Annotated in this window: 9 protein-coding genes and 1 pseudogene; 3 read left to right on the top strand and 7 right to left on the bottom strand. The window is 67.7% G+C overall.

The annotated features are described in order from the left end of the window. The first annotated feature begins 69 nt into the window (after positions 1 to 69). Positions 70 to 1,758, top strand: coding sequence for a bifunctional 3'-5' exonuclease/DNA polymerase (locus ACIP5K_RS13615; protein WP_401408768.1), 1,689 nt, complete (start codon positions 70 to 72; stop codon positions 1,756 to 1,758). A gap of 42 nt (positions 1,759 to 1,800) precedes the next feature. On the opposite strand, the gene ACIP5K_RS13610 is transcribed toward ACIP5K_RS13615, so the two are convergent. Next, positions 1,801 to 3,186, bottom strand: a complete 1,386-nt coding sequence (locus ACIP5K_RS13610; protein WP_401408766.1) for a hypothetical protein — start codon at positions 3,184 to 3,186, stop codon at positions 1,801 to 1,803. 58 nt (positions 3,187 to 3,244) lie between these two features. Further along, a complete protein-coding gene (locus ACIP5K_RS13605; RefSeq protein ID WP_401408763.1) occupies positions 3,245 to 3,757 on the bottom strand; it encodes a SigE family RNA polymerase sigma factor in 513 nt (170 codons plus the stop codon). A 307-nt stretch (positions 3,758 to 4,064) separates the two neighbouring features. Here ACIP5K_RS13605 and ACIP5K_RS13600 point away from each other — a divergent pair. After that, positions 4,065 to 5,064: pseudogene (locus ACIP5K_RS13600) on the top strand (site-specific integrase); the annotation flags it as partial. Here the strand turns inward: ACIP5K_RS13600 and ACIP5K_RS13595 are convergent. Genes ACIP5K_RS13595 through ACIP5K_RS13585 form a run of 3 tightly spaced genes read right to left on the bottom strand, consistent with a single transcriptional unit; the run spans position 4,976 to position 6,977 of the window. Further along, complete coding sequence (locus ACIP5K_RS13595) at positions 4,976 to 5,479, bottom strand: hypothetical protein (protein WP_401408761.1); 504 nt, start codon at positions 5,477 to 5,479, stop codon at positions 4,976 to 4,978. The pseudogene ACIP5K_RS13600 and the gene ACIP5K_RS13595 sit on opposite strands and share 89 nt — an antisense overlap. Then, entirely contained in the window at positions 5,476 to 6,726 is a 1,251-nt protein-coding gene (locus tag ACIP5K_RS13590) for a putative T7SS-secreted protein (RefSeq protein WP_401408758.1), read from the bottom strand. The genes ACIP5K_RS13595 and ACIP5K_RS13590 overlap by 4 nt, the downstream gene beginning before the upstream one ends. Beyond that, positions 6,726 to 6,977, bottom strand: a complete 252-nt coding sequence (locus tag ACIP5K_RS13585) for a hypothetical protein (RefSeq protein ID WP_401408755.1) — start codon at positions 6,975 to 6,977, stop codon at positions 6,726 to 6,728. Before ACIP5K_RS13585 ends, ACIP5K_RS13590 begins: the two co-directional genes overlap by 1 nt. A gap of 966 nt (positions 6,978 to 7,943) precedes the next feature. Here ACIP5K_RS13585 and ACIP5K_RS13580 point away from each other — a divergent pair. Continuing rightward, positions 7,944 to 9,989, top strand: coding sequence for a hypothetical protein (locus tag ACIP5K_RS13580; RefSeq protein WP_401408752.1), 2,046 nt, complete (start codon positions 7,944 to 7,946; stop codon positions 9,987 to 9,989). A gap of 87 nt (positions 9,990 to 10,076) precedes the next feature. Here the strand turns inward: ACIP5K_RS13580 and ACIP5K_RS13575 are convergent, their stop codons facing one another. Continuing rightward, complete coding sequence (locus ACIP5K_RS13575) at positions 10,077 to 11,294, bottom strand: hypothetical protein (RefSeq protein WP_401408750.1); 1,218 nt, start codon at positions 11,292 to 11,294, stop codon at positions 10,077 to 10,079. Next, positions 11,291 to 13,540, bottom strand: coding sequence for an ATP-binding protein (locus tag ACIP5K_RS13570; protein WP_401408747.1), 2,250 nt, complete (start codon positions 13,538 to 13,540; stop codon positions 11,291 to 11,293). Before ACIP5K_RS13570 ends, ACIP5K_RS13575 begins: the two co-directional genes overlap by 4 nt. Positions 13,541 to 14,010 lie beyond the last annotated feature (470 nt).

Below are 14,010 nucleotides of genomic sequence, written 5' to 3'. Positions count from 1 at the left end.
CCCCCGACTCCCATCCACCCCACCCCTCAATCCGGCGCACTGTCAGACCCGGATGTGACACTCGCCCGTATGACCGAACGCTGGGCGCTGGCCCCCACCGAGCACGGCGGCGCCGCCCTCGCGCCGCTGGGCCCGGACGGCCGCCCCACGGCCCCGGTCACCCACGAACCCGACCTGACGCGGGCGGTCCGGGACAGGCCGCAGGCCACCCGCTGGGTCTGGCGCGACACCCACACCGTCTACCCCCGCCTCCTGGCGGCCGGCGTGCGCGTGGAGCGCTGCTACGACATCGAGGCGGCCGAGACCCTGCTCCTCGCCCACGAGGGCAGACACGGCGAACCCCGCTCGGCGGCGGCCGCCCTGGCCCGGCTCCGCGGCGGCCCGGTCCCCCCGGACCCGCCCCCGCGCACGGCGGCCCCCGGCTCCCAGTCGTCCCTGTTCGAGCCGCGCCCACCCGTCGACGTACCCCTGGACGCCCTCCTCGACGTCTACGCGGATCAACAGCGCCGCCACACCGGCACCGCCCACCCCGACCGCCTGCGCCTGCTGACGGCGTCCGAGTCGGCGGGCATGCTGGTCGCCGCCGAGATGCACGCGGCGGGCCTGCCGTGGCGCGCGGACGTGCACCGCGCGCTGCTCACCGAGCTGCTCGGGGAGCGGTACGCGGGCGGCGGCGAACCGCGCCGGCTGGCCGAGCTGGCGGACGAGGTGTCGGCGGCGTTCGGCCGCCGGGTCCGCCCGGACCTGCCCGCCGACGTGGTGAAGGCGTTCGCGCAGGCCGGCATCAAGCTGACGTCGACGCGCCGCTGGGAGCTGGAGACCGTCGACCACCCGGCCGTCGAGCCCCTCGTCGCGTACAAGAAGCTGTACCGGATCTACACGGCGCACGGCTGGTCCTGGCTCCAGGACTGGGTGCGGGACGGCCGGTTCAGACCGGAGTACCTACCGGGCGGCACGGTGTCGGGCCGCTGGACGACGAACGGCGGCGGCGCGCTCCAGATCCCCAAGGTGGTGCGCCGCGCGGTGATCGCCGACCCCGGCTGGCGGCTGGTCGTCGCGGACGCGGCGCAGATGGAGCCGCGCGTGCTCGCCGCGATCTCGCGGGACCCGGCGTTCATGGAGGTCGCGGGCCAGGACGGCGACCTGTACCAGTCGGTGTCGGACCGGGCGTTCTCCGGCGACCGCGACCAGGCCAAGATCGCGGTGCTGGGTGCCATATACGGCCAGACGTCGGGCGACGGCCTGAAGAACCTGGCACTGCTGCGCCGCCGCTTCCCGCGCGCGGTGGCCTACGTGGACGAGGCGGCCCGGGCCGGCGAGGAGGGCCGCCTGGTGCGCACCTGGCTGGGCCGCACCTGCCCCCCGGCGGCGAACGCGGCGGACCAGGAGGAGGCCGGCATCCCGCAGGACGACCCGGACGGCGGCGCGGCGGCGCCCCCGTCGGCGTACGGGTACGCCTCGTCGAACTCCCGGGCGCGCGGCCGCTTCACCCGCAATTTCGTGGTGCAGGGCAGCGCCGCCGACTGGGCGCTGCTGATGCTGGCCGCGCTGCGCCGCGAGCTCGACGGAATGGCGGCCGAGCTGGTGTTCTTCCAGCACGACGAGGTGATCGTGCACTGCCCGCTGGACGAGGCCGACCGGGTCGCGGAGGCGGTCCGGTCGGCGGCGGAGCTGGCGGGACGCCTGACGTTCGGGGTGACGCCGGTGCGGTTCCCGTTCACGGTGGCGACCGTGGAGTGCTACGCGGACGCGAAGTGAGCCCCGCCGCACTGCTAGCCGCCCGACGCCCCGGCTCGGCCTCTACTCCCCCGACCCCGACCCCGACTTGACGATCCACTTCTCCGACTTGGCGGTGCCCTTCCCCGACCCGGTGATTCCCTTCCCCGAATCGGCGATTCCCTTCCCGGGCCCGGCGGTCCACTTCCCCGACAGCGCGACGGCCTTCAACTCGGCGATGGTCAGGACCGGTTCGGGCCGGGTGGCGTCCTTGTTCTGGGCGCCGGAATTGAAGGCGGAGACCACGACCCGCAGCCCGTCGGGGCGGATCGTGTCGACGGTCCACTCGACGATGCCCCGGCCGCCCTTGTCGTCGCCGTGCCCCTTGCGCGTGACGACCTTCGTCCCGTCCGGCCGCGTCTCGGCGCCGCTCCCGAACAGCTCGTCCGCCACGTCCCGCATGTCCGGCTGCACGTTGATCTGAATCAGACCGGCACCCTTGCCGTCGTCGACGACCACGTACGCGGCCTGGTCGTCCTGCCCGCCCCTGCCGGTCACCTTCGCCCGGCCGGGCAGCAGCGCCTCCAGCTTCCTCAGGATCGACTTCCGGTCGAGGCCCTGGGCGGGCGGCTGCGGCAGGGGCTCGTCGGGCGCGGCGCCGACCGCGCGCAGCACGGGCCGCCACTCCTTCGCCAGGACGAGCGCCCGCAGCCGTTCGAGGCTGAGCGGCGGCCGGGGCCGGGTGACGGCGGCGTCCTTCTCGGCGGGCGCGTTCCACTCGCTCGCCGAGACGGTGTGCCCGTCGCGGGTGACGAGGAACGCCGACCACAGTCTGGTGTCGACGCGCCGGTCCGGATACTCGTACCCGCGCATGAGCATCAGCCGGGATCCGTCGGCCAGCTTCTCGCCGCGGCACTCGTCGTACGGCACGAACTTCTTGTCGGGGCACTTCAGTTGCTCGGCGACACCCGCGCCGTGCGGATCGGCCGAGCCGATGCTCACCCCGATGGCCGCCTCGCCGTGCCCGTCGTCGTAGACGAGGTGCGCGTACGGGCCGGGCCGCTCGGCGCTCCCCCGGCCCTGCTGCCCGCTGAACTTCCCTTCGGGCAAAAGGTCTTGCAGGATCCCGATGACCTGGGCCCGGGACACGGGACGCCCCGCGGCCGGTGCCGCCTCGCTCGGCCGCGCGGACGCGCCGGGCCGGGCCGCGGCGCCCTGCGCCTCGGCCGTGGCGGAGTCGAACGCGCCGCCGACGTAGGAGGCGCCGAGTCCGACGGCGGCCAGCGCCGCCACGCTCCCGCTCACCACCCCGGCCCGCCGGCGCCGCAGCCGCCGCCGGCCGCGCGCCATCCCCCGCTCGACCAGCGCCGGCCCGTCCTCGGCGGCGAACCGATCCCCCGTGCGCCGCAGCGCCCCGCCGATCTCGCCCTCGAACCCGTCCGCACCCGTGTCCCCGCCCGTCCGCCCCATCACGTCACCTTCTCCTGGTCCCCTGTCCGGTCCTTCGTCTTCGTGGGCCGCGCCTCTCTCACAGCGCGGCGAACTCCCCGATGCTGCCGCCGAGTTGCTCGCGCAGCCGGGCCAGGGCCCGGCTGCTGCGGGTGCGGACGGCGCCGGAGCTGAGGTGCAGCACGTCGGCGGTCTCCTCGACCGACCGGTCCTCCCAGTACCGCAGCACGATCACGGCCCGGTCCTTCGCGGGGAGTTGACGCAGCGCGTCGAGCAGCGTCAGCCGCAGGGACGTGTCCCCGGACCCCGCGGCAGCCCGCTCGGGGAGATCCCCGGACGGCCGCTCGTCGGCCGACCGTCGCCGCCGGTGCGCGAGGAACGTCCGCACGAGCACGGTCTGCGCGTACGCCGCGGGGTTCCCGCCGCGCACCGCGGGCCGCCCCCAGACGACGTACATCTTCCCCAGGGTCTCCTGCACCAGATCCTCGGCGAGATGCACATCCCCGCTGGTCAGCAGGCACGCGGACCGGAACAGCCGACCCGATGCCCCCTCGGCGAACTCCCGGAACGCCCCTTCAAGCGACCGCCTCATCCGCGCCGCTCCCCCTTCGTCGCACCTACACCTGAACAGATGCGGTGGGCCCTGGAAAATGTTGCGGCTGGCGGTGCGGAGATCGCCCGGGGACAGCCGGCCTCGCCGGCTCCCGCGCGGGCTGTCCTCCGTGGAGCGGTCAAGCAGGAATCTCCTTGGGGTAGTGGCGAAGGGCGTCTTCGCCGTCTTGGCCGTTGCATGTGCAGGTCAGCGCGGTACGACAGTGCGCCGGACATGCCGTCTTGGCGGGATGCGCTGGCGTCCTGTTCCGACTCGGAACAAGAGGTGAGGCGTAGTCCACCCCGGCATCACCGGCCCCGCCACCCGTCAGCACGTGAAGGCGACCCTTCGCGCGGCTCTGAACGACGCGATCGGGCAGCAGATCATCACGTTCAACCCGGCCGCCCACGTGGAGATCGACCCCATACGCAATCCGAAGGCGCTCGTGTGGACCGACGAGCGGGTCGCCAAGTGGGAGCAAACGGGCGAGAAGCCCTCGCCCGTGATGGTCCGGACGCCGGAACAGACCGGCGCCTTCCTCGACTTCGTCGCCGAGGACCGGCTGTACGCGATGTGGCACCTGATCGCCTTCCGCGGCCTGCGCCGTGGCGAGGCATGCGGGCAGCCGTGGCCCGAGACGAACCTCGACACCCACTCCCTCACCGTCTCCTCCCAACTCGTGCAGGACGGCTGGGAGATCGAGACATCCGATCCCAAGACCGGCAGCGGCTACCGAGTTGTCGCGCTCGACGACGACACCGTCGACGTCCTGAAGCGGCACCGCGAGCGGCAGGACACGGCCCGCGAGGTGTGGGGATCGGCCTGGGTCGACACCGGCCACGTCTTCACACAGGAAGACGGCTCCTGGCTCCTCCGGCCTCCCGCCGATCCGGCTACACGACCTGTGCCACGGCGCGGCCACCCTCATGCCCGCCGCCGACATCGACATCAACATCGTGTCGGACACTCTCGGGCACAGCGACACCCGGATCACGCGGGACATCTATCAGAGCGTCCTCCCTCATGTCGGCAAGAGCGCCGCCGAGGCCACCGCGAAGCTGGTTCCGCTCCAGCGCAAGGCGGACGCCGAAGCGTCCGAACGCAAAGCGGAGAAGGCCCGGAAAAGGGCGAAGCGAGCCAAGAAGGCCGAGGCGAAGGGCAAGAAGAAGGACGGTCGGAAGAAGCCCACGAAGTGGGGAAGTAGTTTCCTCTGTACCGTCATCCGAGGGCTGCGGCGGCCGGAGCGGACCAGAAGGTCACCGTCGGCCCGTAGGAGCCGTCCTCCTCATCGCTCACCTGGACAGTGATCTTCAGGTCGGGATACCGGGTGGACAGGACGCCCTGCCAGCATTCCCCCAGAGCCAGGGCGAGCTGGGGCAGTTCCTCGCCCAGCTGATTCTCATCCGTGAGAGGGGTGTTGACGAAGGTGTCCCACAACTTGACCTGGTTGGTGACTGCTTCGATGCGTTCCCGGTCGTCGCCCAGGTTCGTGAACCAGTTGTCGACGTTCTCCTCGCGGAATTGCTCCTTGAGGAACACGCCGCCGCGGTACTCCACCGTCTCGGGGCAGAACAGCCAGGCTGCGGCCAGGACGAAGGGCACCCCGCCCTCGTAGTCGATGTAACTGATCGGGGAGAGTTCGTCGTTCTTCCAGTCGGTGCGCCACTGCTTGAAGAAGGCCGGCAGCTCACGCTCGGACCACGACGGTTTGATGCTGCTCACGGAATCTCCCAGGGGAACGCGGCGCGCACGTCCTTCGGCTTGCCCACGAAGACCTGCCCAGTCTTCGGATTGGTGTTGCGTCCGTACTCTACGACGTGCGGGGTCTCCACTCCGTTGTGGGCGGCGCCCTCCAGATCCACTCGCTTCAGCGCACGCCCCTCGGCGTCGTATGTGGTGTAGCCGGTGACCTTCCCGGTCTGCGGATCCGTCTTGTAAAGGGTTCCGTTCTGCGGACCGTTCTCCGTCGGAAGTTTGGTCCCTCCTCTGCCTGCGCCGGTGCTCTTGTACTCCTGTCCACTCTTGATCAGCTCGGACGCCGGCTGCTGAGAGGAGCCACTGGCGCCGGTTTTTTCGCTGTTCATCCGCAGGGGTTCGACCTTGGAATCGCTCCCGGCATGCTGAGCGAGATCCATGGCTCCAGCGCCCGCAACGCCCACGCCTGTGGCTATTCCAGCAGCGGAGACGACGTTGAGTGGGACACCGGCGACCGCGCCGACGCCGGTGGCGTCCAAAACGACGCCAAGCCCTTCACCACCCGCACTGAGCCCGGTCAGGAGCACGCCACCGAGCATCGCGGCGCTGTCGCCCGGATGCTGGATCATCGCGTTGCCGAAAGAGGCGAGATCGTTGACGACGACCTTGCCCACGTCCACGGCCCCTTCACCCACATCGCTGAAGAAGTCACCGACCTGGGACCAGAACCCCGGCTTCTCAGGGGCTGACTCGGTCGCCTTCTTCACCAGCGCTGTCGCGGTGTGCCCTGCGCTGTCCACGTTGCCGCGGGCGGTCTCGAGAGTCCCGCGGGCCGCTGCACGGTCTGCTTCCCCAGGATCATGAAAGGGGATCTCGGTCTCGTCCCCTCTGCTGCGTGCCTGATTGACTTGCTGAGTGTGGGCCCTGTCTGCGGCTGCCGTCGTGGCTTCGCCGCGCGCGAACTGGGCTATGGCTTCCCCTGCGCGCTGCTGGGCTGCGCGCAGGGTGTAGCTGTACTCGTACAAAGCGTTCGCGGCGGCGTGGAAGTTGTCGCCGGCCTTGACCCACCTCGACGGCTCACCATGGAACCGATCGCGGAAGGCATCACCTGCCGGACCTCTCCACCCGTCTTCGGTCTCGATCTTCGCCAGCCCCTCGCCGGCCTCGATGAGAACATCGCCGTAGGCGAGGAGCGACTGAGCGGTCGTATTCAGAGCATCGGGTGTTCCGGGGACAAGATCACGGGGGTCCGACGTCTCTCCGAGCTCAGCCATCAGGACGCCCCCGGATCGGACCCGGTCGAGGACTGAAGAACGCCCTGCACAGAGAGTTGGATGTGTTCCTCGGCCTTTTCGTAGCTGTTGACGCAGTGTGTCAGCCGGTCGGAGATCTCTGCGCCATCGGTAGCCAGGTGCGAGACGCCGATGTTCCACCGATCACAGAAATCGGCGACCGCTGACGCCAGTTCGTCGTGGCCGAATGCGTCTTTAGGTGCATCGATGTCACTCACCTTCTTGGTGGCCATCGCGTCCAGAGTGGTGGTAATCCCGGTTGCGGCCTTGCGAAGTGCCTCAAGGTCCACAGAGAACCCTTCTGGCATGCTCCATCCCCTCCCGTGCTCAGCACCTAGCAGTCATCTGACACGAACCCATCAAGGATCGCGAACAACTGGGCAGGCTAGCAGCGGAGTCTTCGAGGAAGCGCACAAGAATCCGGATGGGCCTGATGAGGCCCGGGAGACGAGTGCGGTCGCGCGGCCCGGCCGATGCGGCCATGACGCCCCGAGTGAGCGACCGAGCCGGGGCCTACGTCATTGCGTCATGCCGACCGCCAGCGCTCCGCCAGCCAGGCACTTCGCACCCCTTCCGCTCACGCATCGCTCACGCAAGCAAAGATGCGGCGCCCCAGCCACTTAGCACAGGAGACCACCCGACAACACAAAACCCCAGGTCACGGGCAATGTGACCTGGGGTTTCAGCTGAGCCGCCTTCGGGATTCGAACCCGAGACCTACGCATTACGAGACCATGAGCGATCGTGTTGCGCCGTGCCCCGTCGTGCTGTTCGGTGACGTTTTGGCTGATCAGAGCAGGCGTTACAGGGTGACCCGTGCCACCCCGTGATGCACCGTCCAAAGGCGTCTGTCCACCGGCTGTCCACCGACGGGGTTGTCACCGACCCGGCAGTGAGACCGGAGCTGAGCTCCCGACGACGCGTTCGACCGATCGGAAAGTCGAAGGGAAGCCACTGTAGAACCTCCACAGCACCCCTTCGCTGAGGTTCCGGCACCGTCCCCCCGGTCAGCCATACACGACTTGGCGGTCGATCCATTCTAAAGGCGGCCTTGCCTCACCATCGGATCGCGCATCGCGCACGAAGACCTTCCAGCACAGACGGCGTGCCCCCACACCAGCATCGTCGCCGTGCGAGGACACCGACAGTCACGAGGAAAACATCACGCTTCAAGCGGTTGCCGGTGTCATCCTGTGCTGGTGGACGTATCTCTTCCCGACCAACTGGGCACAGCTGAACGAGAGTCCTGCGCGGCTGCGCGAGCAGTGATCCGAAAGCTGAATCTCTCCGCGCCTCCTGAGCAGATCACGGGACAGCAGGAAGTCGCCTTTGTCCCGGTGACCCGCGCGCAATGGAAAACAGTGCTGAGGGAAGCCGACCTGTCCGGGCTTCAGCGGGAGACCGACGAGAAGGTTACGGAGATCCTGCGCCTGCGGACCGCTTCTGGCCGAAGCGTCGGGAAGCAGCTTCCGGAGTTGTTGCGGAGTCTCCACGCGTCGGTTGTTGCCTTGGGTGCTGGCGCAGAAGAGGTGTCCCGGTTCAGTCCGTCCCGTACGAGCGCGGCAGAGCGACGGTTGGCGACTGACCTGGCGCGAGCGAATCTAAGCGAGGCTCAAGCGCTGTTCGCCTGCCTGGAACAGGGATGGGCGGAGTCCGCCTGGTCTGCAGTACGGAGGTATGCTCTCGCGGCCCAGGCGGCCGGGCGAACTCTGGAAGCTGCCGCCAGGACTGATCACGTCAGCCTTCCTTACGAGGACGTCTACCAGCGAACGCTCGGGGTGTCGGCCAAGCAAGTGGGTCCCGGGTCGGGTGTGGCGTCGCGGGCCCGCCTCTTGGCCGCTTGGTCGAAAGCCCCGCAGATGCTAGATCATCGGCTGCGCCGGAGCATGAGACATCTGATCGAAGACTCGCTGCCCCTAACGGTGATACTTCTCCATCACCTTGCCGTCCTAGCGATCTCCGATCGCCCCTTGATAACGCACCGTGCTGCCCTCCTGGGACGTCACCTGGTGACGTCCCATCTGACGTCCGATCCGGAACTGGCATGTTCAGTGATGGCACGGCACGTCGCTCGAGAACCGGAGATGGTGTCCGCCCATCGAGGACAGATCGCCTACCTCGACGCTTACTACGAGGAGGAATACCAGGAAGAAAAGGCGCGGGCGGTCATGGACCTGCACCGGGCCGTGCTGGAAGCAGACGTCAGGCGCACGGCTGTTGTGGTACTGGAACTGCTGGGAAGGAAAGTTCCGCAGGGGGCCCCGCTCGCCACCGTCCGGGATCTGCTGGCCACTCAAGACGGGCAGCCGCTGTGCAAGCTGCTTGCCTCGACGATCCGCTCTGAGTGGCGCAACGCGAACGCCCACGAGGACTTCCGCTGGGACCCTGTCAACGGCACACTCCTCTTGGGCGGACAGCAAGCCGAACTCGACGAGGTACTGGACGCAGCGCTCCGCGCTCGCGCCATTTGCCGCGGGTTCGAGCACGGGGTCGCAGTGGCCTACGCACAGAACGCATCGCTGGTCATCCGAGGCGCGGAGGACTCGAACTACGTCGGGCAGGACCTCTCCATACTCCAGGCAGCTGGAGAAGCCAGATTCCCGGTGCTGGACATCCGGCGCCATGGCAGTCTCGTGCGGCTGGACGTGCCCGACGTCTCCGTTGAGAGCCTGAGAGAGGCGTTTCGTGCGATTCTCAGAGCCGCCATCGCGGACCCCAGCGTCGAGTGCTGGGAACTACGTCAGGCCTCTCCTGACCGACCTCTGCTGCACGTGGACCGTGCGGGAACACGTGCCGGGCTCCAGATCGCGGAGCCCCTATGGGACACTGCCGACCCCCTGCCTTTCGCCGCTCTCCCCCTGCTGGCAAACGCCATGACCAACGCGGGAGAACCCGCCGAGACAACAGCGTCAGCGGTTCTCTGCCTGGCAGCTGCCCACGTCCTCGGTGAACGAGACCGCTTGTCGCATGCCCTTGCACATGGGGATTCAGCCGCCAAGGACGAGTTGATCAGCACCACGAATCTGATCAGCGACGGCGCCAAGGCAGCAGCGCACCTGATGGAGGGAGCAACCCACCGCAAGTTGCTGGCCTTCGCTGAAGTTCTTGCCAGAGAGTGCCACCGGTTGAAGAGCGCTCCCCCCTTCGCATTTGTGCGCGAGTTCGCGCCGGCGTATCGGGCCCTGCGGAGGCACGGGCCAGCTCACCTCCCATGGATCACGGGACTCAACGACGCTGCCGTCTGAGATCCCCGACACGGTCGGACTCAGATCACGCTTCAGAATTCAGCGCGCGGGCGAGATGGCCAACAGGCTGATCATCTTGGCCGAGAATCAGGACTGCTTGCCGTCCTTCATCGTGGTACGAGGGTTCGGAACCGAGTTCTGGTCCGCGGCCTTCCCCTTTCCGTCCAGCCCCAGGGACTGCTTGATGTTCTCGTAGTCGACGACGGGGGTGCCGATCCTAGCCACCGTGTGCCCGTGCGAGGTCAGCATGGCCTCGGCGAACGGGCTGTCCAGCGTGGCGACGCGGGTCCACAAACGGACCTCTGCCAACGGAACAGACTGCACGACCTCGAAGTCGACCAAGAGGTCCGGGATGTCGAGGTACTTGGGCAGAATCCGGTAACGGGCGTTGTTGTCGCGGAACATCTCCAGAGCCGCGTTCCGCTCCCGGCTCCCCTTGACGGGGGATCCGGCCTCGATCCAACGTGCGATCAAGGGTGCTTCGCTCAACGGAACCGCCTTGGCGAGGCGCACGTACTCGGCCTTGGCCGCGCGGTTGCCGCCGCTGGGCAGGTCCTCGTAGAGGTCGCACGCAGGAGTGAGGACGACCCACCAGCCGTCTTGGGGGTCCCGCAGAAGGTCTGCCGCGGTCACGTGCTTCGTGACCGGCGGCATCAGGTACATCCGGGCCGTCGACGCGTGTCCCATCACACGGTCCTCGGAGGAACCGAGCACGACTCCGAGGGCCTCGACCGCGTTCTCCTTCAGCCAGGCCGCCAAGCGGTGCACGAGGACGGGGGCGATCTGGCTACGGTCAACAGCGCCGAGCCGGTCCCAGTTCGGGGCGATCTCGTCCCGCAGGAATCCGCGCACGTGCTCGTCCACGAGGGCAGTAATGTGCCGGGTGAGGACCGGGACACCGGACTCGAGGCCCTCCCGAATCGCGGTGACAGCGTCGTCCAGTCGGTTCTTCGGGACCACTTGGATGAGCGGTGGCTGCGCCAAGTCGCTTACCTGCTCCGCGAGGCCGGTGCAGAAGACGACCGGCACCCAGCGGGTCTTGGCTATCCGGTCGTGCAGTTCACGGCCCTGCAGGTTGGGGTGCGCGGCGGAGCCGCGCCGTGTCGCGTCCCTGACATCCAGAACAACCAGGTCGATCGCCTGTGTCTCCAGCAGGCGTTCGGCTTCGTCGAAATCGTTCTCGACGTGGATGTCGAGCGTTCCGAGGTCCGAGAGCTCCTCCGCGAGCATCTCGGACAGTTCCTCCGCGATGTCCACCTCGTCTTCGACGATCAAGATCCGGTACATCGCGCCCCCGTCCGTCACCCAACTCTCCTTCGCAGTCTTGCCCTGAATGTGGCTCCGGCGAGGGGCCCTGGCCTCACCAGGGACAGATCACCGTCGTAGAAGTCCTTCACGACGCTGCCGGCGATGCTGAGGCCCAACCCGATGCCGTCCTCCTTGTCGCTGAAGTACGTGTCGAAGATCATCTCTCGGATCTCCTCACGTACTCCGGGGCCGCTGTCGCTCACGTCGATGTCTACCTCGTCGTCGGGCGTCCGCCTCGTCTCGATGAGGATGGCGCGCTCCTTCCCCGCGGGCAGGGTGGAGAGCCAATAGATCGAGTTCCCTACGAGGTTGTGGACGACCTGGGAGATGTCGCCGGGGTCAGCCGTCACTGTCACGTCCTCGCCGCTGACGGTGACGGTGATGCCGTGCTTCTTGAGCGTGCCTTCGTGGACCGCGACGGCCTCGTCGATCGCGGCTTGGAGAGACAGGGCGCGGGGGCGGCCTCGCCGCCGGCCGCTGAGCGGCTCGACGCGGGTGAAGAGCCGGTCCAGAGCCTGTTCTTGCGCCGTGAGGTCGACGTGCATCTTCGTGAGAGCGGAGGCGAGTTGTTCGTCCTCGTCGCGCTTACGGCCTGCCAGCTTTTTCAGTCGGCGGAGGACGTAGGCGATCCGCGTCAGTGCCGTCCGACCGTCGTGTAGTACTACGTCGACTAGCGCTCCGAGAGTCGCTAGGCGGGAGAACTGCGAGAGGACCTCCTGGACCTTCTCGACGCTCTCGTCGATCGTTTCCTGAGCCTCCTCCAGTGCGCGGCTCAACTCGGTGTCGTCCGGATACTTCGCGTTGAGAACGTCCCGGACGGGCGAGAGGGTGAAGTTCTGGAACAGACCGTGACGGTCGCTCCCGGCACCGGAGGGGGTGTCCACCGTGACCGGACCCGACTCGCGGCCCTCTCCGTTCGGACGACGCAGCCCGTAGCGCCAGGTCTCGAGTCGGCTCACAGCCTGGGTCAGGACACCCTTCAGGTCCTCGTACTCGGGAGAGTCGATGAGTCCCTCCCGGTGCGACCGGTCCCGAAGCCCGGGGTTACCGTCCGCCGATATGTACACGAAACCCGCGACCTGGTTGTTGGAGAACCGCATGGTGGGGTTGTTCACGCGGCGGAGGTCGAAGCGCAGCCAGTCGAAGTCGACCTCGCCGAAAGGCTGCACCCGGAAGCCGTCCCGGTAGAGGGCGACACCGCTGTTGTCCTTGATCAGCTTACGGACCTCGGTGATGTTGCGGGCCCCGAGGTCGATGTTGAGCATCTCCTTGAGGGAGGCCGAGTCAAGGTCCCAGGTACGGAGGTCGAGCTTCAGGGGACCGCATTTGGGCGCCTTTCCGTGCGACGGGAACAGGTACTGATTCACGGCCTCCGACTGCCCGGACGTCAGGTTTGTCATGGCCAGGTCGGCGAGACCGTTTTCGTCGATGGTCCCTATGAGGCGGTAGTGCGGATGCGCCAGAGCTTCGCTGGCCGCGACGAAACCGGTGTGGTGGTCCAACGGCCCGGCCGGAAGGGAGAGATAGATCGCGAACTCCGGCTGGTCGGGTACGCCCAGCTCTACAGGAGGAGGAGGGGGGAGGAGTCGGGAAAGGGACCTCTTCAGGCTCTCCACTGACTCGGACCCCCAGTCCTGCCGAAGCCCTTCGAGCCGGACGAGGGTGCCGTGAGAGCCCGTCCAGGCTGGCCGTTTCTCGCTTGCACGGAAGGCACTTGTCACCTCGTCGAAGAGGCGTCGCGCTTGGCCGTTGTCGGCGAACACCTCGGGAGCGCCCACGTTCCAGTGGACCGGCACTTGGTCGAGATAGGCGTTCTCGGCGGCGAAGTCGTTCCAGTCGAGCCGGATGTTCACCTCGGGACCGCCGGCCTTGCGACTCCTGATCGCGGTCACGGCACCGAGGCGGGCTGCGGAGAAGCGCCCGATCCCCTTTGCACCAAGAACCCTTCGCCCGAACTCCTCACTGAGTGGGGCACGGTGCCGGAACGGTGTGGCAATCTCCATCCAGGTGTCCCGGACGGTTTCGGGGGACATACCGTGCCCGTCGTCCCATACCTCGATGGAACCGTAGCCCTCCTCCAGCGGCCCGTTGAACCTGATTACAACCAGGTTCGCATCGGCGTCGTAGGCGTTCTTGACCAGCTCGGTGAGTGCCACCCGCTCGTTGCTGATCAGTTCCTCACCGAGTGTGCTCATCAGGCGCGCACGGGGACGTAGGAACGTCTGTGTGTTCTCGGAGTCCACGCTCGCCCCTCTGACCGCTCGCACCCGCACCCCGCCCGAGGAGTGCCAACTACGATCTTAACGGCGGGGAGGGTTCTGGAGACGCTGCTCAGGAGATTTGGGCAGCACGTGCCCCGGGACGGGGGTTCAAGGTGGCTACAGCGCCCGACGCCCGACGAACGGGGCAGAGCCCGTGATCGAACGGGTCTTCTGGTCCGGGGGTTCGTTGAGACAGATGACGTTCGTGGACGTATCGCAACCGGTACAGGGTGGTCTTGAGGAGCAACCCAGGCGGTGTCCTCTAACATGGGGTGGCTCAGAGTAGAACACTGCATCAAGTTACCAATGGGTACTGTGAGTGGACAGCGGTGTTCACCAGGCAGGTCACCCGCGCGACGGACGAGGCTTTACGGCGGCGTAGACCGGCCGGAAGCCTTGCCTTCGCAGCGGCGTGCGTGATCTCCTGGAGGTCGTTCAGGTCGTCAGGTACG

The organism is Streptomyces sp. NPDC088785, assembly GCF_044750685.1.
In the GTDB taxonomy this organism is placed as follows: domain Bacteria; phylum Actinomycetota; class Actinomycetes; order Streptomycetales; family Streptomycetaceae; genus Streptomyces.
The sequence above is the reverse complement of the archived record's forward strand: the minus strand, read 5'-3'. Positions and strand labels throughout refer to the sequence as shown.

Coding starts and splice junctions, on each gene's coding strand:
- ACIP5K_RS13615 (WP_401408768.1), top strand. CDS start 70: ATGACCGAACGCTGGGCGCTGGCCCCCACCGAGCACGGCGGCGCCGCC.
- ACIP5K_RS13610 (WP_401408766.1), bottom strand. CDS start 3,186: ATGGGGCGGACGGGCGGGGACACGGGTGCGGACGGGTTCGAGGGCGAG.
- ACIP5K_RS13605 (WP_401408763.1), bottom strand. CDS start 3,757: ATGAGGCGGTCGCTTGAAGGGGCGTTCCGGGAGTTCGCCGAGGGGGCA.
- ACIP5K_RS13590 (WP_401408758.1), bottom strand. CDS start 6,726: ATGGCTGAGCTCGGAGAGACGTCGGACCCCCGTGATCTTGTCCCCGGA.
- ACIP5K_RS13585 (WP_401408755.1), bottom strand. CDS start 6,977: ATGGCCACCAAGAAGGTGAGTGACATCGATGCACCTAAAGACGCATTC.